Origin of the sequence: Pandoraea sp. CB10b_02, assembly GCF_002216225.1 — a bacterium.
Lineage (GTDB): Bacteria > Pseudomonadota > Gammaproteobacteria > Burkholderiales > Burkholderiaceae > Pandoraea > Pandoraea nosoerga.
In genome coordinates, this window is sequence record NZ_NJGW02000004.1 from 200,154 (window position 1) to 219,452 (window position 19,299).

The 19,299-nt window shown below is 66.8% G+C and carries 19 protein-coding genes and 1 pseudogene; 4 read left to right on the forward strand and 16 right to left on the reverse strand.

All coding sequences use genetic code 11. From position 1 onward, the window contains the following. Window positions 1–11: 11 nt before the first annotated feature. Complete coding sequence (locus tag CDN36_RS06055) at window positions 12–974, reverse strand: DMT family transporter (protein ID WP_287496237.1); 963 nt, start codon at window positions 972–974, stop codon at window positions 12–14. A gap of 202 nt (window positions 975–1,176) precedes the next feature. Then, window positions 1,177–1,497, reverse strand: coding sequence for a DUF2917 domain-containing protein (locus tag CDN36_RS06060; RefSeq protein WP_174966234.1), 321 nt, complete (start codon window positions 1,495–1,497; stop codon window positions 1,177–1,179). A 112-nt stretch (window positions 1,498–1,609) separates the two neighbouring features. On the opposite strand from CDN36_RS06060, the gene CDN36_RS06065 reads away from it, so the two are divergent. Beyond that, window positions 1,610–2,653, forward strand: a complete 1,044-nt coding sequence (locus tag CDN36_RS06065) for a transcriptional regulator GcvA (protein ID WP_287496238.1) — start codon at window positions 1,610–1,612, stop codon at window positions 2,651–2,653. 34 nt (window positions 2,654–2,687) lie between these two features. On the opposite strand, the gene CDN36_RS06070 is transcribed toward CDN36_RS06065, so the two are convergent. The 11 genes from CDN36_RS06070 to CDN36_RS06120 form a co-directional block, all read right to left on the reverse strand. Then, window positions 2,688–2,960, reverse strand: coding sequence for a DUF493 family protein (locus CDN36_RS06070; RefSeq protein WP_150553924.1), 273 nt, complete (start codon window positions 2,958–2,960; stop codon window positions 2,688–2,690). Then, on the reverse strand, window positions 2,957–3,805 hold the full coding sequence (locus CDN36_RS06075; protein WP_287496239.1) for a D-amino acid aminotransferase: 849 nt from the start codon (window positions 3,803–3,805) through the stop codon (window positions 2,957–2,959). Before CDN36_RS06075 ends, CDN36_RS06070 begins: the two co-directional genes overlap by 4 nt. 164 nt (window positions 3,806–3,969) lie before the next feature. Further along, on the reverse strand, window positions 3,970–5,193 hold the full coding sequence (locus CDN36_RS06080; protein WP_370749634.1) for a D-alanyl-D-alanine carboxypeptidase family protein: 1,224 nt from the start codon (window positions 5,191–5,193) through the stop codon (window positions 3,970–3,972). 213 nt (window positions 5,194–5,406) lie between these two features. Then, a complete protein-coding gene (locus CDN36_RS06085; RefSeq protein ID WP_150553927.1) occupies window positions 5,407–6,036 on the reverse strand; it encodes an alpha/beta hydrolase in 630 nt (209 codons plus the stop codon). 73 nt (window positions 6,037–6,109) lie between these two features. After that, a complete protein-coding gene (locus tag CDN36_RS06090) occupies window positions 6,110–6,439 on the reverse strand; it encodes a (2Fe-2S) ferredoxin domain-containing protein (RefSeq protein WP_150553928.1) in 330 nt (109 codons plus the stop codon). Window positions 6,440–6,642: 203 nt separating this feature from the next. Beyond that, a complete protein-coding gene (locus tag CDN36_RS06095; RefSeq protein ID WP_287496240.1) occupies window positions 6,643–8,184 on the reverse strand; it encodes an MFS transporter in 1,542 nt (513 codons plus the stop codon). Window positions 8,185–8,418: 234 nt separating this feature from the next. Next, window positions 8,419–9,591, reverse strand: a complete 1,173-nt coding sequence (locus CDN36_RS06100; RefSeq protein WP_306345228.1) for a VanZ family protein — start codon at window positions 9,589–9,591, stop codon at window positions 8,419–8,421. 22 nt (window positions 9,592–9,613) lie between these two features. Further along, window positions 9,614–10,423: an ABC-type transport auxiliary lipoprotein family protein gene (locus CDN36_RS06105; protein ID WP_287496241.1), complete on the reverse strand. Its 810-nt coding sequence runs from the start codon at window positions 10,421–10,423 to the stop codon at window positions 9,614–9,616. A gap of 32 nt (window positions 10,424–10,455) precedes the next feature. Next, window positions 10,456–11,415 carry an MlaD family protein gene (locus CDN36_RS06110; protein WP_150553931.1) on the reverse strand — a complete coding sequence of 320 codons (960 nt, stop codon included), beginning with the start codon at window positions 11,413–11,415 and terminating at the stop codon, window positions 10,456–10,458. Then, on the reverse strand, window positions 11,405–12,307 hold the full coding sequence (locus CDN36_RS06115; RefSeq protein ID WP_287496309.1) for an ABC transporter ATP-binding protein: 903 nt from the start codon (window positions 12,305–12,307) through the stop codon (window positions 11,405–11,407). The genes CDN36_RS06110 and CDN36_RS06115 overlap by 11 nt, the downstream gene beginning before the upstream one ends. Window positions 12,308–12,342: 35 nt before the next feature. Continuing rightward, window positions 12,343–13,464 carry an MlaE family ABC transporter permease gene (locus tag CDN36_RS06120; RefSeq protein ID WP_502920342.1) on the reverse strand — a complete coding sequence of 374 codons (1,122 nt, stop codon included), beginning with the start codon at window positions 13,462–13,464 and terminating at the stop codon, window positions 12,343–12,345. Between the two features lie 237 nt (window positions 13,465–13,701). On the opposite strand from CDN36_RS06120, the gene CDN36_RS06125 reads away from it, so the two are divergent. The 3 genes and pseudogenes from CDN36_RS06125 (at window position 13,702) to CDN36_RS06135 (ending at window position 16,680) form a co-directional block, all read left to right on the forward strand. Next, entirely contained in the window at window positions 13,702–14,673 is a 972-nt protein-coding gene (locus CDN36_RS06125; protein ID WP_287496242.1) for a biotin--[acetyl-CoA-carboxylase] ligase, read from the forward strand. A gap of 92 nt (window positions 14,674–14,765) precedes the next feature. After that, window positions 14,766–15,674 (forward strand): annotated as a pseudogene (locus CDN36_RS06130) (type III pantothenate kinase); the annotation flags it as partial. A gap of 67 nt (window positions 15,675–15,741) precedes the next feature. Then, window positions 15,742–16,680 (forward strand): SPOR domain-containing protein, encoded by a 939-nt coding sequence (locus CDN36_RS06135; RefSeq protein WP_287496244.1) that lies wholly within the window; start codon window positions 15,742–15,744, stop codon window positions 16,678–16,680. A gap of 39 nt (window positions 16,681–16,719) precedes the next feature. Here CDN36_RS06135 and CDN36_RS06140 read toward each other — a convergent pair whose 3' ends face one another. From CDN36_RS06140 to CDN36_RS06150, 3 genes are all read right to left on the reverse strand, one after another. After that, entirely contained in the window at window positions 16,720–17,727 is a 1,008-nt protein-coding gene (locus tag CDN36_RS06140) for an asparaginase (RefSeq protein WP_150553935.1), read from the reverse strand. Further along, the gene (gene rfaE2, locus CDN36_RS06145; protein ID WP_287496245.1) at window positions 17,724–18,227 is read right to left on the reverse strand and encodes a D-glycero-beta-D-manno-heptose 1-phosphate adenylyltransferase; all 504 of its coding nucleotides are present in this window, start codon (window positions 18,225–18,227) and stop codon (window positions 17,724–17,726) included. The genes CDN36_RS06140 and rfaE2 overlap by 4 nt, the downstream gene beginning before the upstream one ends. A gap of 203 nt (window positions 18,228–18,430) precedes the next feature. Then, window positions 18,431–19,297 carry a ferritin family protein gene (locus CDN36_RS06150; RefSeq protein ID WP_174966251.1) on the reverse strand — a complete coding sequence of 289 codons (867 nt, stop codon included), beginning with the start codon at window positions 19,295–19,297 and terminating at the stop codon, window positions 18,431–18,433. Window positions 19,298–19,299 lie beyond the last annotated feature (2 nt).

Below are 19,299 nucleotides of genomic sequence, written 5' to 3' on the forward strand. Positions count from 1 at the left end.
ATAGTTTGGCGTCAGGCGCGGCGAGTGGGGTCGGTGGGCGTGACCGGCTTGGCGGCCCCGGCGCCGAGCCCCCTGGCGTACCCGCCGGCGGCCGCAAGGATCATCGCGGCGCCGAGCCATTGCGTCGGGTGCAGCACAATGCCAAAGGCCAGGAAATCGACCGCGACCGCCACCACGGGATAGACGAAACCGAACACGGCAAGGCTCGACGTGGACGCTTTCTGGAACGCGCCATACAGCAGCAGATACATGAACGTCGTATGGAACAACCCCAGCGTGACGATGGCGCCGACCTCGTGCGGGGTCGTGGGCAGTCGGCCAAAATCCGCCATCCACACGAACACCACCGCGCCAATGATCATGTGCAGCGCGGCAATGATCTCTGGCCGGAGCGTGCCCGCGAGTTTCTTCGTGAAAAGCGTGGTCGCGGCATACAGCGATGCGGCCGCGAGCGCGCTCGCAACGCCGAGCAGATAGCGCTCGCCGTGCACGCCGCCCGGCTCGGCCAGGATGACCAGCCCGGCAAACGCCACGCCCAGACAGCCGAGCGTGGCGAGCGACGGGCGCTCGCGCGTGATGACCGCGCTCGCGAGCACCAGCAGGAACGGCTGCACGTTGTAGACGACCGTGGTGATGCCCACCGAGGTCATCCGGTAGGCCGTGAACAGGAAATACCAGTTGCAGACGAGCGTGATCGCCCCCAGGGCGACGTTGACGACCTGCCAGCGCGCCAGGCGCAGCCCGCGCCAGTAGCCGCGATACGCGCACCAGGCGCAGAGGCTCGCCGCGCCGATCAGGCAGCGCCAGAAGACCACGTTGAGCGCCGGTTGCCCCGACATCAACACGAAATAGCCAATCGTGCCGGAGATCACCATCGCGGCAATCATCAACAGACGGCCGAGCCGCTCTTCGGCCTGGGTGTGGCGCAATGGCGCGGGATCGGGAAGGGAAGCCGGGGGGCAAGCTTGGGTCATCGGGGACTTCTCTGGTTTCGTCGCGTTATCGAGCTTTTTCAGACGCGATTATTGCGCGCCTTGTTGTGAATTTCATTGACACATTGACGGTCCCTTGAGCGCGCCTCGGGCGTGCCCCCACGATGCCGGAACGCATCACGCGCCCGCCCGCCGACACCAGGCGTGGAGCGCGCGGTTCCCGCCACGGCAAAGCGGCGTACCGTTAGGCCGCCGCAGTGCACGAGTTCGCTTCGCGTGCCGCGCGCCGCCCGGCGAGCCACTGACGCAGCGCGCGAGCGAGCGTGAAACGATGCGCCACATCGCGCTCGAGCTGCGCCTCGGCGCCCTCGTCCGACGACACCCAGTAACGGCGTCCCGGCTCGACGGCAAGGCGCTGCCCCGGCATCAGCCAGTAGTCGCGCGGATCACCGGCCCGCGTCACCCAGACTGCCGCACCGCGTGCGACCAGCGTATGCTCGTGGTGGAGGTCGAGCGTGACGACTTCGCCCGGACGAATACCGTAGAAGTACTGAACCTTTGTCAAATTGTTTTGCATTTTACGACCCCCACTCAGTGCGAGACAATGACTGAATCATAGGGACTGGCAGGCGCCGCACCAAACGACATATTTTCACGGCCTTGCAAATAAAGCTCACATGGATCTTCGGAGACTTCCCAACCTTAGCGCCTTGCGCGCGTTCGAGGCGGCCGCCCGCCTGGAGAGCTTCTCGCGCGCGGCGGAGGAGTTGTTCGTCACGCACGGCGCGATCAGCCACCAGATTCGCGCGCTCGAACAGGAACTGGGCACGACGCTGTTCGCGCGCAACGGCAAGCGCATCAGCATCACGCCGGCCGGCCGCCAATACGCGCTGTCGATCCGCGCCGCGCTCGGCGACATTGCGCAGGCCACGCGCAAACTGCAGGCCGGCACGCGCAGCGAGCGCCGCCTCGTGCTCACGACAATGCCGTCGTTCGCGAGCCGCTGGCTCACGCCGCGCATCGGCCGCTTCATCGATCGTCATCCGGAACTGGAAGTGGAATTGCGCTGCAGCGCCGAGCTCGTCGACTTCGAGCGTGACGACGTGGACGTCGCACTGCGCATGGGCAAGGGAAACTGGCCCGGCCTGCACATCGAAAAGGTGCTGGAGGACGTTTTCTTCCCCGCCTGCAGCCCCACGTACAACAACGGACGGCTACCGAGAACCGCCGAGGAATTTCGTCGCAGCACGCTGCTGCGTTCGGAGGGCGAACCGTGGGCCCCATGGTTCGCGGCTGCCGGGTTCGATCTGCCCGAACCGTCGCAGGGCATGATGTACCAGGATTCCGGCATGCTTTCGCAAGCGGCCATCGTCGGCCAGGGGGTGGCGCTCGTGCGGCGCTCGCTCGCGGTGGGCGACATCATGGCCGGGCGCCTCGTGCGGCTCTCCGACGTCGACACGCCCTGCGAATGGGACTATTACTTCGTGTGCCCGCCGGGCGTGCTCGAGACGCAGCGCGTGCAGGCGTTCAGGACATGGTTTCTGGAAGAGCTGGCGGCATTCGAGTCGGTCAAGCACATGCAGCGGCGCCCGACTCGCCCGAGCCCTGCAGCGCTCGCCGCGGGCATGGCCGCGACTGCCGGCGAGATGGCCACGGACGCTCAGCTGGGGCTCGATCCGGTCGCGCCGATCGACGACGACGGCGCTCCGACACACGCGTGAAGCGCGGCCGTCATGCGCCGGCGCCATCTTGCCGTTACAGCACGACCTTGACCATCGGATGGCCGGTGAGAGCGCGATAGATGTCGTCGAGATGCGCTTTCGAATGCGCGCGCACGGTAACGGTCAGCCCGAGATATTTGCCCGAGCTCGATGGGCGCATCTCCACGGTCGCCGCATCGAATTCGGAATCGAATTCGCGCAGCAGCGCCACGATGGCGTCGGCAAAACCGTCCTGCGTCGCGCCCATTACCTTGATGGGAAAGTCACACGGAAACTCGAGCAGGCTCTCCTTCCTTTCCGTCGTCATAGGGCCTCCTTGGCGCGTTGATAGGCCGCGTACAGCGCCCGAAAGACGGGGCCCGGCCTGCCGTCGCCCACGGGCTTGCCGTCGAGCGTGACAACGGCGAGCACTTCCTTCGTGGCGGACGTGATGAGCAGTTCGTCGGCGCTGCGCACCTCGGCCTCGGTAACCGGGCGCTCCTCGAAGCGAATGCCGCATTCGCGCGCGAGATCGGCCAGCACGCCGTAGCGAATGCCTTCCAGAATCCGATTATCGCGCTGCGGCGCGAACATTTCACCGCCCTTGATCACCCACACGTTGCTCGACGACGCCTCGCTCAGGTAGCCGTCGCGGAACTGGATCGTCTCCTGCACGTCGTGATCGGCCGCGTACTGGGCCATCAGCACGTTGCCCAGAAGCGAGGTCGATTTGATGTGGCAATTCAGCCAGCGGCGATCTTCGTGCGTGACAGCGCCCACGCCGTGCTCGACCTTCTCGCGGTTGGGCAGCGAGAGCGGCGTGGCGATGCCGAACACGGTCGGCGCGACACCCTTCGGGAAGGTATGCTGGCGCGGCGCCACGCCGCGCGTGACCTGCACGTAGACGCTGTGCGGATCGGCGGCGCACGTCGCCGACAGGCGCGCGAAAAGCGCTTCCCATTCGGCGCGCGTGTACGGATTGGCGATGCGGATCTCCGCTAGGCTTCGCTCCAGCCGGTCGAGGTGCTGTGCCAGACGGAACGGCTTGCCGCGATAGACCGGCACGACTTCGTAGACGCCGTCGCCAAAGAGAAAACCGCGATCGAGAACGGAGATCTTCGCGTCGCTGAGCGGAATCAATTCGCCATTGAGCCAGACAGTGGGGTTGTCCATGTTTGCAAGGTGCGCGTCGAGCGCACGACGAAAGGAAAAAACGCGCCCCACGGGAGCGCGCCTTGCACCGGCGGGCTCGCATGCGAGCCCCGCCGGCAGGTTCGGCCATGCTACGCGCTTTGCGAGCGCGCGTCCCGCCGAAGCGGGAACGTCGCCGGCCGGCGTTACTTCTTCACGAACATCAGGCGCAGCGCGTCCCAGGCGCGGCCGATGAAGCTCGCCTGCGGCACGTCGGCCAGCGCGACGACCGGGAACTCGGCCAGTTGCTTGCCGTCGGCCATCACCTTGACCGTACCGACCTGCGCGCCGTTGGCGATCGGGGCGATCAGCGGTTCGCGCAGTTCGAGCTGCGGCTTGATCTTGTCGGCCATGCCCTTGGGCACGGTGATGAAGGTGTCCTTCTTCACGCCGATCTTCAGCTCGCTTTCCTTGCCCTTCCACACCTTGGGCGTGGCCACGACCTGATTGGCGCCGTACACGCGCAGCGTGTCGAAGTTCTGGTAGCCGTAGTTCAGCGCCGAGAGGCTGTCCTGCACGCGGGCGCGCTCGGTGGGCTCGCCCACCACCACCGAGAGCACACGGCGGTTCACGCCCGGGGCGCCCGGCAGCGGACGCGAGGCCGTCGACACCAGGCAGTAGCCCGCTTCCTTCGTGTGGCCGGTCTTCAGGCCGTCGACCGTCGGATCGAGATACAGCAGGCGGTTGCGGTTCGGCTGGCGGATGTTGTTGTACGTGAAGCTCTTCTCCGAGTAGATCTTGTAGTACTCGGGGAAGTCCTGAATCATCAGCGTCGAGAGCCTGGCGATGTCGGCGACCGTGGTGTAGTGCTGCGGGTCGGTCAGTCCGTCGACGTTCGTGTAGTGCGTGTTCTTCAGCCCCATGCGCTGGGCCGCACGGTTCATCAGTTCGACGAAACCGGCTTGCGAGCCGCCGACGAGTTCGGCGAGGGCGATGGACGCGTCGTTGCCCGATTGGATGATCATGCCATACACGAGGTCGTGCACGGTGACCGGCTTGCCCGCTTCGATGAACGTGCGCGATTCGTCTCGGCCCACCTTGCGAACCGACTCGCCCGGGATGACGGTCTGCTCCATCGAAATGCGCTTGTCGCGCAGCGCTTCGAAGATCAGGTACGAGGTCATGATCTTCGTGAGCGAGGCGGGCTCCACGCGTGCGTCCGGATCGCCGGCGGCGAGCACCTGACCGCTGGTGACGTCGACGATCGTCCACGCCTTGGCCGTCATCGGCGGCGGCGGAATCTGTTGAGCACGTGCGGGAAGCGTTGCGAGCGAGCCGCAAGCGACGAGCGCCGCGGCGACGGCGGCACGGGACAGCGAAGCGTTGAATGTCATTGGCGAAGAGAAAAACGAAGTGAGACTCAGGGGCATCTGCGCTAGATGGAACACCGCGCGACTCGCGCCTCGCGGGCGCGGCACGGTGAAAAAGACAGCGGCACCGGCAGCGCCGGGCCATGTCTGCCGGGTACATAGACCCGGCTCGACCGGACAAGGTTCAGGAGCGGATTATACCCGCGGCCATTTCACGTTCCTGGCCCGCCGGGCCCGCGCCGCCGAAATTGCCGGGATTTCGTGCGGGATGTGTCAATGGCGCCACGCGTCGACCACGATCTGTTTCAGCAGGGGCAACAGGCCGTGGAAAAAGTGTTCGCCGCCCGGGATCACCACGACGGGAAGCTTCTGCGGCCGCGCCCAGTCGAGCACCGATTGCAGCGGCACGGTATCATCCTGCTCGCCGTGAATGACAAGCGTGTCGGCCGGCACCGGGGCCACTTCCCAGTTGCTCGCGGCCGTCCCCACGAAGACCAGGCGTTGTGCCGGCGTGCCCGCCGCTTCGAGCGACTTCGCCACGTGCGAGAGCACGAACGTGCCGAACGAGAAGCCGGCAAGCGCGAGCGGCAGCGTCTCCCAGCCCGGTTGCCGGCGCATCCAGGCGATCACGGCGAGCAGATCGTCACGCTCGCCGATGCCCTTGTCGTGCTCGCCCTCGGACTTGCCCACGCCGCGGAAATTCGGACGCACCACGGCGTAGCCGAGTTGCACGAAGGCGCGAGCGAGCGTCTGTGCGACCTTGTTGTCGAGCGTGCCGCCGAACAGCGGGTGCGGATGCGCGACAAGCGTGATTCCGCGCGGCTCGCCGGCCGGACGGTCGATGGCGATTTCGACGGCGCCGACCGGGCCGTCGATGGTGAAGCGTTCAGTCTGAGCGTTCATGAGCGATGTGAAGCGGCAAGGCGCCGACGCCCGCGCGCCGGCACGTGTTCAGCGAAGGGCTGGCGGTGTTGGATCAGTCGATGAGCAGCCGCTCGACGACTTCGCCGCCCGCCAGGTGCTTCTCGACGATCTCGTCGATGTCGGATTCGTCGAAATACGTGTACCAGGTGCCTTCCGGGTAGACGACCAACGTCGGCCCCAGCTCGCAGCGATCGAGGCATCCCGCCTTGTTGATGCGAACCTTGCCCGGCCCGGCCAAGCCGAGCGCCTTGACCTTCTTCTTGGCGTATTCCTGCATCGACTGCGCGTTGCAGTTCGCACACGAAGGGCGATCGGCGCCCGGCTCGCGCTGGTTCAGGCAGAAAAACACGTGGTGTTGGTAGTACTGCGACGGGGTGGCCATGTCGATGTTTTGAAGAAGTGGCGACGTATGACGTATTGACGTACTGCGGGCCATTCTAACCGACCTGCCCGGCCGGTGCGGGCGGTCGCCACGGCTCGGCGCGGCCATGCCCGACGCGGCGAAAGGAAACGCAGATTCCGGGACGCGCCGGTCGCGGGGCGGTACGCCGGCCCCTGCCGGAACGGCGGATGGCGGGCGGCGGATCAGCCGAGGCGGCGTTGCATCGCCATGAAAAGCGCGCAGAAAGCGGCCAGGCAGGCGAAGCCGAAGAACACGTTCACGCAGGAGAGCACGAGCGCCTGCTGCGACGCGAGGCTGCCCACCCACGCCGAGGCCATGTGCGCGGCCGTCGCCGGGTCCACGCTCGCGCCGAACGCCTGCTGCGCCTGCGACACCGCGGCGTTGTACGCGGGATTGAGCGGCGTCATCGACGGTGTGAGCTGATGCATGAATACGGCCTGCCGGTCCTGCATCAACACCGCCATCGCCGACACGGACAGGGAGCTCACCAACTGGCGCACGATGTTCTTCGTCTGATAACCATGCTGGAAGACGTACTCGTCCATGCCGCGGAACGTGAGTTCCGCGATGGGAATCATGGCGAACACCCCGCCCAGACCGCTCAGCACCATCGGCAGGATTAGCCATTCGCTCGACACGCCCTGATAGCTTCGCGAGAGCAGGAAGGCGTAGCCGAGCAGGCACAGGTAGCCTGCCAGCACGAAGGGCTTGAGGCGGGTGAAGCGCGGGCGCGCCAGCGTGTACATCACGGCGACCGCGAGGCTCGTGACCGACGCCACGGCCTGCAGATAGCCGGTATGTTCCACGCTCCAGTTCAACCCCTGCTGCATGTAGATCGGGAACAGGTACGAGGTCGAATACGAGAAGAAGTAGTACACCGCGTAGCCGCCGAGACCGAGGACATAGGCCGGATTGCGCACTAGCACGCGAAAATCGATCAGCGGCTTGCGATGCGAATACTGGTGCCACATGTAACCGATGGCGCACACGGCGCCGACCAGGCACAGTTCGAGCAGATGCAGCGGGTTCGAGAAGAAGTCGAAGCGTGAGCGCTGCATCATGATTTCGACGAACAGCACGCCGGCGGCGAAGAACACGATGCCGCGCATCTCGAACTCGCCCTCGTCGCGCAGCCGCCCCCGAAAGTCCGGAATCACGAGCCACGAGGCCAGCGCGCCCGCCAGCGCAATCGGCACCACGGCAAAGAACACCGACGACCACTGGAAGTGATCGACGAGGTAGCTCGCGAGCAGCGGGGCCGTGATCTGCCCGCCGAAAAAGCCGTAGGTGAAGAACAGCAGCGCACGCAAGCGCAGTTCGGGAGCGAAGCACAGGTTGATGAGAATCCGGCTCGCCGTGAAGAGCGACCCGGCCCCGAGGCCGAGAATGAAACGTGCGAGCGCCAGTTGGAACGGGTTGTGTGCCATGCCGCAAAGCCAGGCGCCGAACGCCATGAGCGTCAGCGCCCCCGCGAGGAACGTGCGATAGCCCAGGCGCGAGGCGAGCCAGCGTTGCTTGAGAATGACCAGGATGCCGGCAACGGCGTACAACGTGGAGACGAACGCGTATTCCTCGGGCGCGGCGCCCACGCCGCCGGCAATATGCGACGACGCGAACACGAACATGCCGTTTTCCAGCATTTCGATGCCCGTGGCTGCGGCGATGACCGCCATCAGCACACGCTGCCGCGTCTTGTGCGCAAACACCAATCCCCAGGTACTCATCGACTCCTCACGAATGCGAAACGCCCGGGATCTGCCTGCAGATGCCGGGCGGTCACGGCACGCTGAGTGTCAGCGTGCCTTACATGAGAGTGTAGGTTTTTCGGGGCGCCGGACCAACAGGACGGCAACCAATACGCTATTTCCGAATTGGAAACAATGTCCTGCCCGACCCTGCCCGATCCTGCCAGCCGCGGCCCGCTCCCTCCCGTCCTGCCTCGCCGACGGGGCAATGCGTCAGCCGGGCTTGCCGGCGCTGCGAGCGGGCCCGCGATGGCTCGGGTCGAACATGGCGAGCAGATAGATCAGCACGAGGTACGGCCAGGTCCAGGCAAGCCAGCGCGCGAGCACGTTGAAGTGTACGTAACGGCCCTGCCGCCACGACTGGAGCGCGGCCTCGTAGTATGGGTTCGCGGGCAGCAGATTCACGAGAACGAGAAGCACGATCAGCGCGGCGAGCGCGACCGCGCCGCGCAACGCGCGCGGGCCGCGCCCCGCCACGAGCAGCACCAGCGCGCCGATGATGAGCCCGTAAATTGCGCCGACCGTCACCCAGTCGAACGCCTGCGCCGGCGAGAACTGCCATGCGGCGGCCATCGCCTTGATCGCGAATGCGCTCACGAACATCGCGCACAGCAGCGGCGTGCGCGGCGCCGAGCGGCGCATCGCCAGGGTGGCGAGCAAGCCGGCCAGCACCGTACCGCAGGCCGTCACGATCGTCTCCCACAGCGCGTGGCTGGCCACGGCGTCGAGCGCCGAGAGATAGTCCTGCAACTGGCCGAGCCGCGGCACCCAATCGAGCACGAGATCGGTCACGTCGGGGTCCTGCCAGAGCCAGATCTGGCGCACGAGGTCGCCGTCGCCGAAGAGAAACTGCTGCGGGTACGCCTGCGCCCACGGCCACAGCGCGAGCAACACGAGCAGCACGCTGGCGTGACGCTCGAACCAGGCGAAGCGCAGGTGTCGCAGCCAGCCGCGATCGAGCAGCGGGCTGGTGAGCGGCACGGCGATGGCGCCGCCGATCAACGCGCCCAGGGCGTTCGTCGCCAGATCGACGTTCGAGGCAACGCGCGTGGGCAGATAGGTTTGCAGCGCCTCCATGCCGCACGAGAGCACGGCACCGAGCGCCAGCGCGGCGAACACGGCCCGCGCCCCTCGCCACACCGGGTGCAGCGCCAGCACCGTCAACATGCCCAGCGGCAGATACCCGATCACGTTGGTCACCACGTCGAACGTCGTCATCCAGCGCGGCAAGGGTGCGAACAGATAGTCAAACGGCCCGACGGCGGCGCGCTGGAACTCGAACGGATACAGGCTCGCGTATGCGACCAGCAGGATCAGGCACAGCAGGGCCTGACGCGTGAGCGGGGACGCGCGTCGTTGCCAGGGTTTGACATCCAGCTCCGGCATCGGTGGGACCGCCCCTCGGGGCCTAACGCGCCTGCGCCGGCGACGCCGATGACGACGCCGGCACAGCGCGAGACTGCGCCGGCGCACGGGTCGTCGCCGACGGGGCGGGCACGCGGCCTGCCAGCCATTGGATCAGTTGCGTCTGCACGGCGTCGCTCGCTGCGGCGAGCGCGCGTGCGCCGCCCGCCGCGTCGGCGCTTGCGGCAGGCGCCTGTGCGCGCAGCGTCGTTTGCGCGAGCAGCTTCGGTCCATCGAACAGCGTCGCCCGCACCTGCACCACGCCGTGGCTTGCCGACGCGCTGTCGAAATACTGCGAGAACTCTTCGAGCTCCACGCGCAGCGCAGGCGCCGCGGTGGGGTCGCCGGCGGCGAGCACGGCGCGCTCAACGGACAACGCGGCACGCAAACGGTCGCCGAACAACCGTGCCGGCGACGCGAGCCAGCGGCTGTTCGCATACGCGCGCGCCTGATCGCCCTCACTTGACGGCAGCCGATAATAGATTACGTCGGAATCGAGCCAGTTCGGCGCGTTGACCACCACCTTGAGCGGCGACAGGCTCGGAGTGTCCGGGCTCCGTGACGGTCCCGACACTCCCGAGGCCGCCACGTCCGAGGCGGCCGCCGCCGTGGCCGCATGCCCGGTCACTGCAGCAGTCGCCGCCGCGGGAGCCGTCGGCGGTCCGAGGTCGAAGCGCGCGAGGGAGCCTGGCGGCGTCGAACTCGCACACCCGGCCACGAGCACGCTCACACCGGCATAAAACCACCACGCCGCAAGTCTGCGCGCAGCCGTGGCGCCGTAGCGGACCGGCTGCGTCTCGATCGGTTCGGTCATCTCCATTTCCCCTTGCATGACGTTGTCGCACCTCATCGGCCTGCGCCCGCGGGCCACGAAAAGCCCGACTCACCCGGTCCGGGCGGCGGCGGCGAGGTGCCGAAGAGCAACGCTCGCGGATTGCGATTGATGGTCTGCGCGGCCTGGCCAACGGCTTGCGCCGTAAAACGAAGATCGTCGGAGAGCGTGTTGAGTCGCGGCAACGCTTCTTGCTGCAGCGAGCCCTCGAAGGTGTGCATGGTGCCCTCGAACGCCGCGAGACTCGACGCCGCCTGGTCGGCCGCCCGCCCGACGCTGTCCAGGTTGCGCACCAGCGGCCCCTGCGGGTCGGACAATTGCTGGGTCAGACGATGCGTGCCGGCGAGCGTGCCATTGAGTTCGCGCACCGTGTCAGGCAGTTGTTTGGTGACCGGCTCGAGCTGCTGCGCCACGCGATTTACGCTCTGCGCCGCCGTCTTCACGCTGTTGATCGAATCCATCACCGCCTGCCGGTTCTCCGGCGAGAGCAGCTGGTTGACCGACGAGCTCGCTTCCTCGAGCTGACGGACCAGGCTGTTGCCGCGGCGCTGCAACTCGTCGATGAAGCTGGGGCGCAAGCGCAGTTGCGCGACATGCGCCTCGCTCGACGGCAGCAGGGTGCGGTCATGGCCGTCATCGTCGAGCTGCACGAAGGCCAGTCCCGTCACGCCCTGATAGCTGAGCGTGGCAAACGTCGATTTCGTCATCGGCGTGCCTTCGTTGACCAGAATACGGATCAGTATCTGGCCCGGCGTGCGCGGATCGAACTTGATGGAGTCGACCTTGCCCACGGCCAGCCCACGATAGCGCACCACGGATTCCGGGTTCAGGCCGTTCACGTTGGTGTGCGACACGAGCTCGTAAGGCACGCGCACGCGGTTGTCCCGGTTGAACCAGTACACCGCCGCGGCGACGGCCGCGAGCAACACCAGCGTGAACAGGCCCGCCATGAAAGCGTGCGATTTATTTTCCATCGTCGAGTAACTCCGAAATCCTGGCGCGGCGCGCGGCGGGCAAGGCCAGCAACGCGCGTCTGCCGCGCTCACCGAGGAAAAAGCTGTGGATGAACGGGTGATCGACCCGCACCACCTCTTCGACGGGCGCATTGACGAGTACCTTGCGATCGGCAAGCACCGCCACCCGCGTGGCGAGCATCATCACCGTATCGAGGTCGTGCGTGACCATCACCACGGTCAGGCCGAGCGAATGGTGCAGGCCGCGAATCATGTCGACGAACTCGTCGGACGCCTGCGGGTCGAGCCCGGCCGTCGGCTCGTCGAGAAAGAGCAGTTCGGGTTCGAGGGCAATGGCGCGCGCGATGCCCACGCGCTTGATCATCCCGCCGGACAGCTCCGACGGCATGCGGTTGGCCATGCGCCCCGACAGCCCGACCATTTCGAGCTTGTACATCACGACATCGCGAATCAGATCTTCGGACAACGTGTGCAGTTCGCGCAGCGGCTGCGCGATGTTGTCGAACACGGTCATGGCCGAGAACAATGCGCCGCGCTGGAACAGCATGCCCGAGCGGCGTCGCAGCAAATGCGCCGTGCGCCGGTCGATCATCGTGATGTCGTGACCGAAGATGCTGATGTGCCCGTTCGTGGGCGCCTCCAGACCGATGATCTGGCGAATCAGCGTGGTCTTGCCCGAGCCCGATCCGCCCACGAGCGCGATGATTTCGCTTTGCCGCACGGTGAGATCGAGATGGTCATGGATCGTGTGCGTGCCGTAGCATTTGGTCAGGTCGCGCACCTCGATCACGGGCTGCGCCTCTCCGGGCAGCGTCGACGACACCGGCGGGCAACCGGCGGCCGACGCGCGCACGTCGTCACGCAGCGATGCCGCGGAATCCGAGGCGGTCATCGACTCGGGCGAGTGGGGCGCCGTGGACTCGCGCATCAGCCGATCCCCACGTTGCGGAACAGAATCGCGAAGACGGCGTCGGCCAGAATCACCACCGTGATGGCCGTGACGACCGATTGCGTCGTCCCTTCGCCCAGACTCTGCGTGTTCGGCTTGACGCGCATGCCGAAGTGACACGCCACAAGCGCGATCAGCATGCCGAACACGACGCCCTTGCCGAGCCCGATCCATAGGTTGGCGATGCGCACCGCATTGGGCAACGTGGTGAAGAAGTAGTGCAGCCCGATGCCGAGCTCGTACTTCGCGGCGAGCGCACCACCGAGCAGCGCGACGATGTTCGTCCACATCACCAGCAGCGGCATGGCGACGGCCAGCGCGATGACCTTCGGCAGCACGAGCCGCAGCCCGTGCGGGATGTCCATCACGCGCATCGCGTCGAGCTCTTCGGTCACGCGCATGACACCCAGTTGCGCCGTGATTGCCGAGCCCGAACGGCCCGCCACGAGAATGGCCGAAAGCACGGGCCCCAGCTCGCGGATGACGGCCAGTCCGAGGATGTTCACGATGAACGTGCTTGCGCCATACAGCTTCAACTGCTGCGCCGACAGATACGACAGCACGATGCCGATCAGAAACGCGACGAGTGCCGTGATGCCCAGGGCCTTCGTGCCGGCGCTATAGACGGTGGCGGAGATTTCCAGCCACGGCGCGCGCACCGGATGTCGCACGACGCGGCCGAGATCGATGACGAAGCGCCCGAACATCGTAATGCCGTCGCGCAAGTGGCCGCACAGCGAGAACAGCGAATAGCCCAACTGACTGATCGGGTCGACGCGGCGCTTGGGCACGGGGCTTTGCCGCGAACGATCGAATTCCGCGAGGTGATCGAACAAGGCGCGCTGCGTGGGGGTCAGCGCCACACGCTGCGGAAACTTGCGGTTCCAGTAGCGCCACAGCGCTTGCGCACCCACGTGATCGAGGCGCTCGACGCAGGTGAGGTCCCACGCGAGCTCACCGCGTGGCAGCGCGTGCACCAGACGCAGCAGCGTTTTCTTGCGCTGCGAGAGCGCCAGCGCCGTCCACAGGCCGCGCAGCATGACCACCGGGCCTTGCGGCGAGGTGGTGAGCTCCAGAGTGGGCACGGCATCGAGGTCCAAAACAGACGATCTCCTGACAACAAACCCGCCGGAAAATGCGGCGAAATACAGCAAAATACGGCGAAGCGCTGCGCGACGCGGTCATTGTACGGTACAGGTGCGACCCCACGGTGGCAACCCGGCAACGGCTGAAAACGCCCCGGAATCGGCTTAGCGCGCCCTCGGATCATGCCGAAAAGCCGGCATTGACGCAGGGCAGACCGGCGCAGCCTCTGCCTCGCCGCTACAATAGCAGCCATGAATATCGCCTCGCCTTCCTCTCCCATTGCGTCGCCCATTGCGTCGTCCACCGAGCCGGCACACGACACGCCGGCGCGCCGCCTCGACGGTGACCGGATTCGCGCGCGCCTGGCGTCTGCCTGCCGTGGCTGGCAGATCGAAGTCGTCGAGTCCACCGGCTCTACGAACGTCGATCTGCTCGCGCGGCTTCGCGAAGACGCCGCGTGCGCGCCGATCGTGCGCGCCGCCATGATCCAGACGGCGGGACGAGGTCAGCGCGGGCGCGCATGGCAAAGCTCGCCGGGCGACAGTCTCACGTTCTCGCTGGCGTATGTAATGCGCGGCGGTCCCGCAGAACTGGCCGGGCTGTCGCTCGCCACCGGCGTCGCCGTCGTCGAAGGACTCTCCGATTTGCCACTGTCGGCGCCGCAGGCGCTCGGCCTCAAGTGGCCCAACGACGTCCTGCTGCGCGGCGGCAAACTGGCCGGCATTCTCATCGAGACGGTGCCTGCCGGGCCGGGCCGTATCGGAGTCGTGATCGGCATCGGGCTCAACCTGCGCCAAGCCGCGGACGTCGCCACCCGCATCGACCGTGCGGTAGCCGGGACCTGCGCAGTGTCGGTGGGCGAGGCCGCTGCTGCCGTTCCGGCAACGCCGCCCGCCGCCCTGGAATCCGTGTTGCCGGCGCCCGATATGTCCTCCGTGCTCATCGCGCTGGTACAGCGTCTGGCCGATATGCTCGCGCGTTTCGCCGAACACGGCTTCGGGGCGTTTCGCGAAGACTGGGAAGCGATGCATGCCTACCGCGATGCGCCGATTCGGCTGATCGAACACGGACGCGATCTGTTGCACGGCGTTGCACTGGGTGTCGACGAGAGAGGGTTCCTGCGCGTCGCCACGACGGACGGCGAGCGCACGATCGCCAGCGGCGAGGTCTCCGTGCGTTTGCTGGATTCGCCCGCGCGCGACGCATCGGGACCGCGCCAATGACGGCCCGACGGACAACGCCGAACCCTCGGGCGTCCGCGTTGCCGGACGGCAGCGGCGACAGCGCCAGGGCCGCTTCGCTAGCCGCCGGAAACGTGGCAGGCAGCACCAACGGTGCGCCGTGGCTGCTCGTCGACGCGGGCAACAGCCGGATCAAATGGGCGTTGGCGCCGGCCACACGCCCGGCAAATTGGCGGGCGGCGGCGCCGGCATTTCTCGCCAGCGGCGCCGTCGATCACGCCGAGTGGCGCACCCTCGCCACACAGATTCGCGCAGGCTGGGCGGCGATGGCCGCAGGCTCGGGCGGCGACGCACACTTCGCACCCAACACAACACCGCTTGCGCTAGGGCACGGCACTCAGGAGCCTCGGGACGGCGGCTTCGTCTGCCCGGCTCCTGCGGGCGTCTGGCTCACGAACGTGGCCGGCGATGCCGCGGAGCAGGCCGTGCGCATGACGCTGCAGACCCTGTGGGGTATGGCATCGGCCGACTGGTTGCAAGTACTGCGTGCGAGCGACGCGCGCTCGGGCGTGCGCAACGGCTACCGGGAGCCGACGCAGCTCGGCAGCGATCGCTGGGCGAGCCTGATCGGCGCGCATGCGGCCTGGCCCGGCGAGCATCTGCTCATCGTCACCCTGGGCACGGCGACGACCGTCGAAGCGCTGCGCGGCGATGGCGAGTATCTCGGCGGCCTCATCGCGCCGGGCCCCGCATTGATGCTCCAGTCCCTCGCGCAAGGCACGGCGCAGTTGCCCACGCTCGACGCCGCAATGCCATCGGGAGGACAGGACTTCGCGCGCAGCACGTCGGACGCGATTCTGCGCGGCTGCGCGGCCGCACAGGCCGGACTCGTCGAACGCAGCCATGCGCAGTTGCAAGCGCAACTCGGCGCGACGGTGCGCTGCGTGCTCGCCGGCGGCGCCCGCCATGCGCTCGCGCAAACGCTCGCGCTGCCCTTCACCGAACACGATCAGTTGGTGCCCGCCGGACTGTATGAAGTGGCGCTTGGCGCGGGCAGCGCACCTATTGGAACGGCGCCCGCTGCGGGCACCTCGACGCGGGAATTCCACGATGGCGGCCAAGCCCGGGGAGACGCCTGAGATGCTGCGCGCCCTATTGCTGCTGATGTTCATCGCGGCCAACGCAGCACTGGCGGCCGTGCAGTTCGGCTGGTTGAAATGGCGCGACGTGCTGCCCGCCACGGGACGTGAACCGGCGCGGCTCGCAACGCAACTCGAGCCCGGCCGAATCCGGCTGACGGGCGCAGAACTGAGCGCGCCGGAACTGGCGAGCGGGGCTGCCACCACGCCCGACGCGGCCGGAGGTGCAAGCCGGGGCGCGGTTGAGCCGAACAACGCGCCGCCGTCTCCCGCCTCGGCAGCCGCCGCGGCGGCGAGCCAAGCCGTCGCCGCGGCGACGCCGAGCTCGAGCTCCGGCGAAGCGGCGGCAAACCCGTCGGCGTCGCAGCCCGCAGCGGCGACAGCGGCGGCGACAGCGGCGGCGATAGCGACAGCGACAGCCGCGTCGACCTGCCTCGACGTCGGGCCGTTCGCATCGAACGATGCCGCGCAGGCGCGTGGCCTCCTGCTCGCCGCACTCCCGGCCGGCCAAGGCGATATCCAATCCGTCGCACTCGACAAGCGATACTGGGTGCATCTCGATCCGGTGCCCAGCAAGGCCGCCGCGGACAAACAGGTGGCGCAGCTACGCGCGGCCGGTGTCACCGAGTACTTCCTGCTCAATGGCGACGGGCCGAGTCTCGTCGTGTCGCTAGGCCTGTTCAGCGATCGCGAAAGGGCCGCGCGATTGATGTCCACGGCGCAGAAAAAAGGCCTCACGCCGCAATTGAGCGAGAGGCCGAATGCCAGGAGCCGGATCATTTACCGCATTGCCGGCATCAACGCGAACGCGGCGACGCAGGTGCGCGGCGTGGTGTCGCAGCAATGGTCCGCGAGCCTTGTCAGGACATGCCCGGCGCCGGCGGGCAGTCCGCCGGCAGGCGCTCACTGAGCCGCGCCGGACTTGGCGCAGCCCCCGGCTTCCGGGTTGTCAGCCCACGCGTTTGAGCTCGACCACCGGACGCACGACGCCCGTATGGACGCCGCGTGCATTCTTGACGGTGGGCAGCGCCCACGGGGCCAAACCCGTCGTTTCCGGGGATTCGACGAGGCCGAGCGCCTTTAGCACGGCAACGGCAGCGGTATAGAGCGCCCGCATGTTGCCGTCGACGACCTTGATCGCAATCCCGATCCCGGCCGAGCGCACACCGATGGTCTGCACGCCGTCCGCGCCAATCTTGGCCACCCAGTCGCCCGGCGCCATGCGCATGAAGGCGAGATCGTTGCGCGCCGTGCCGGAGACCATCTCGGGTTGCTGCGTCATGGCAGCAAAAAGCGTCGAGAGGGCCGCATCGTCGCTTGCGGCCAATCGTGCATAAGCGCCAGCGAGCTTCTCGAGCGGCAGCGCATAGTTCGGCGCCGAGCAGCCGTCGATACCGAGCGGCAGCGCGTCGCCGGGCACGCCGACCACATCGCCCACACGCGCGCGAATCGCCTGCTGCAGCGCATGCGCGGGATCGAGGTAAGTGTCGAGCGGCAAGCCGTGCTGCGCGCAATACGCGAGAAAGCCGGCGTGCTTGCCGGAACAGTTGTGATGCAGCGCCGTCGGCTTCAGATCCGCCGGCGCGCGCTTGCCCGTCGCCGAATAGAACGTGGGCGTATGGCAGCCGCATTGCAGGTGATGCTCGTCGCATCCTGCCTTACTTAGCAAGCGCTTGACGCCATCGACGTGAAAAGGCTCTCCCGAGTGACTGGCGCACAACAACGCCAGCTCGCCCTGGGTGAGACCAAAGTGCGCAACACCGCCGCCTTCGACAAAGGGCAACGCCTGGAAGGGCTTGAGTGTGGAGCGCGAAAACGTAAGGAACGACGGATCGCCGGCGGCATAGCGCAGCCGCCCTTGCGCGTCGACCACGGCTACCGAGCCGTAATGCACGCATTCGACGGTCTCGATGCCGTTCGCCCCGCGGGTGACTTCGACAAGCGGTGCGAGGTTCATGATTGGGCCCGCACTTTCTTGAGGAGCGACGTCGTCGAGCGTTGATGCTCGAACGGAATCGCCAGCGCCTTGCCGCCCCAGCTGCGCACGAGCGCCGACTCCGGCAGCTTGTCCATGTCGTAGTCGCCGCCCTTGACGAGAATGTCCGGGCGCACTGCGGCGATCAGCGCCTCGGGCGTCGATTCACCGAATTTCACGACGTAGTCCACGCTCTGGAGCGCCGCGAGCAGTGCGGCACGGTCGTCTTCGTTATTGATGGGACGGTCGTCTCCCTTGCCGAGGGTGCGCACCGACGCGTCGGTGTTCACCGCCACGACGAGGCATGCGCCGAGCGTGCGCGCCTGCGCGAGATAGGTGACGTGGCCGCGATGCAGGATGTCGAACACGCCGTTGGTGAACACGAGCGGGCGCGGCAGCGTCGGGGCCAGCGTCACGAGGTCGTCGCGCGAGAGCACCTTGGCCTCGAAATCGGGGGGAGGAATGACTTGGGAAGAGGACATAACGATCAGTCGAAGTGAACGCGCTATTGTCCCACGCGACGCGGCGCGCGCCAAAATCCGTTGGCGGCGGCAAGACAAAAGGGGCCGAAGCCCCTTTTGTCTCTGTTCGCGTCACCGCGCGCCGCTCGCGCCCCTGCGCGTCCTTGGCGTTCTTCGCGTCAGTATGCGGTTCGGTGCGAACCCTCGCGTCGGAGGCCGGCGTATTACGACGACGTTGCAACCGCCGGCGAAGCCACAGCCGCCAGACGGCCGGTGATTTCCTTGCGGTAGCGATTGAGGTCCTGCGCGGTGGCGAACGTGCGCTCGAACAGCAGCGACATGTTGTGCAGAATGCGCTCGACCACCTTCTTCTCCCAGCTGTCGTCGAACTTGATCTGCTCGTCGAGCCAGTGCTCGAGCCACTCCGGCTCCGGCAAACGCGACTGCACCGTATCGTTGGGGAACAGATCCTTGTTCACGTGCAGGTTGGTCGGGTGCAGCGGCTTTTCCGTGCGGCGCGCCGACGCCATCAGCACGCCGATCTTGGCGAACGCGGCGCGTGCGTTGTCGCCAAAGCTCGTGAGCGCCTTCTTCATGTAGCGCAGGTAGGCGCCGCCATGACGCGCTTCGTCGCGCGAGATGATTTCGTAGATGGCCTTGATCACCGGCTCGGTGTGCCATTCGGCGGCACGGCGATACCAGTGGTTCAGGCGGATTTCGCCGCAGAAGTGCAGCATCAGCGTCTCGAGCGGCGGCGCCGGGTCGAACGGGAAGCGCACCGCGTGCAGCTCGGCTTCGGTGGGCACCAGTTCCGGGCGGAAGCGCCGCAGGTATTCCATGAGCACCAGCGAATGCTTCTGCTCTTCGAAAAACCACACACTCATGAACGCCGAGAAATCGCTGTCGTCACGGTTATCACGCAGGAACATCTCGGTAGCCGGCAGCGCCGCCCATTCCGTGATGGCATTCATCTTGATGGTGCGTGCCTGATCGTCGGTCAGTTGGCTGGCGTCGAACTTATCCCACGGAATGTCCTTCTCCATGTTCCAACGCACTGCCTCCAGCGACTTGTACAACTCGGGATACAACATTT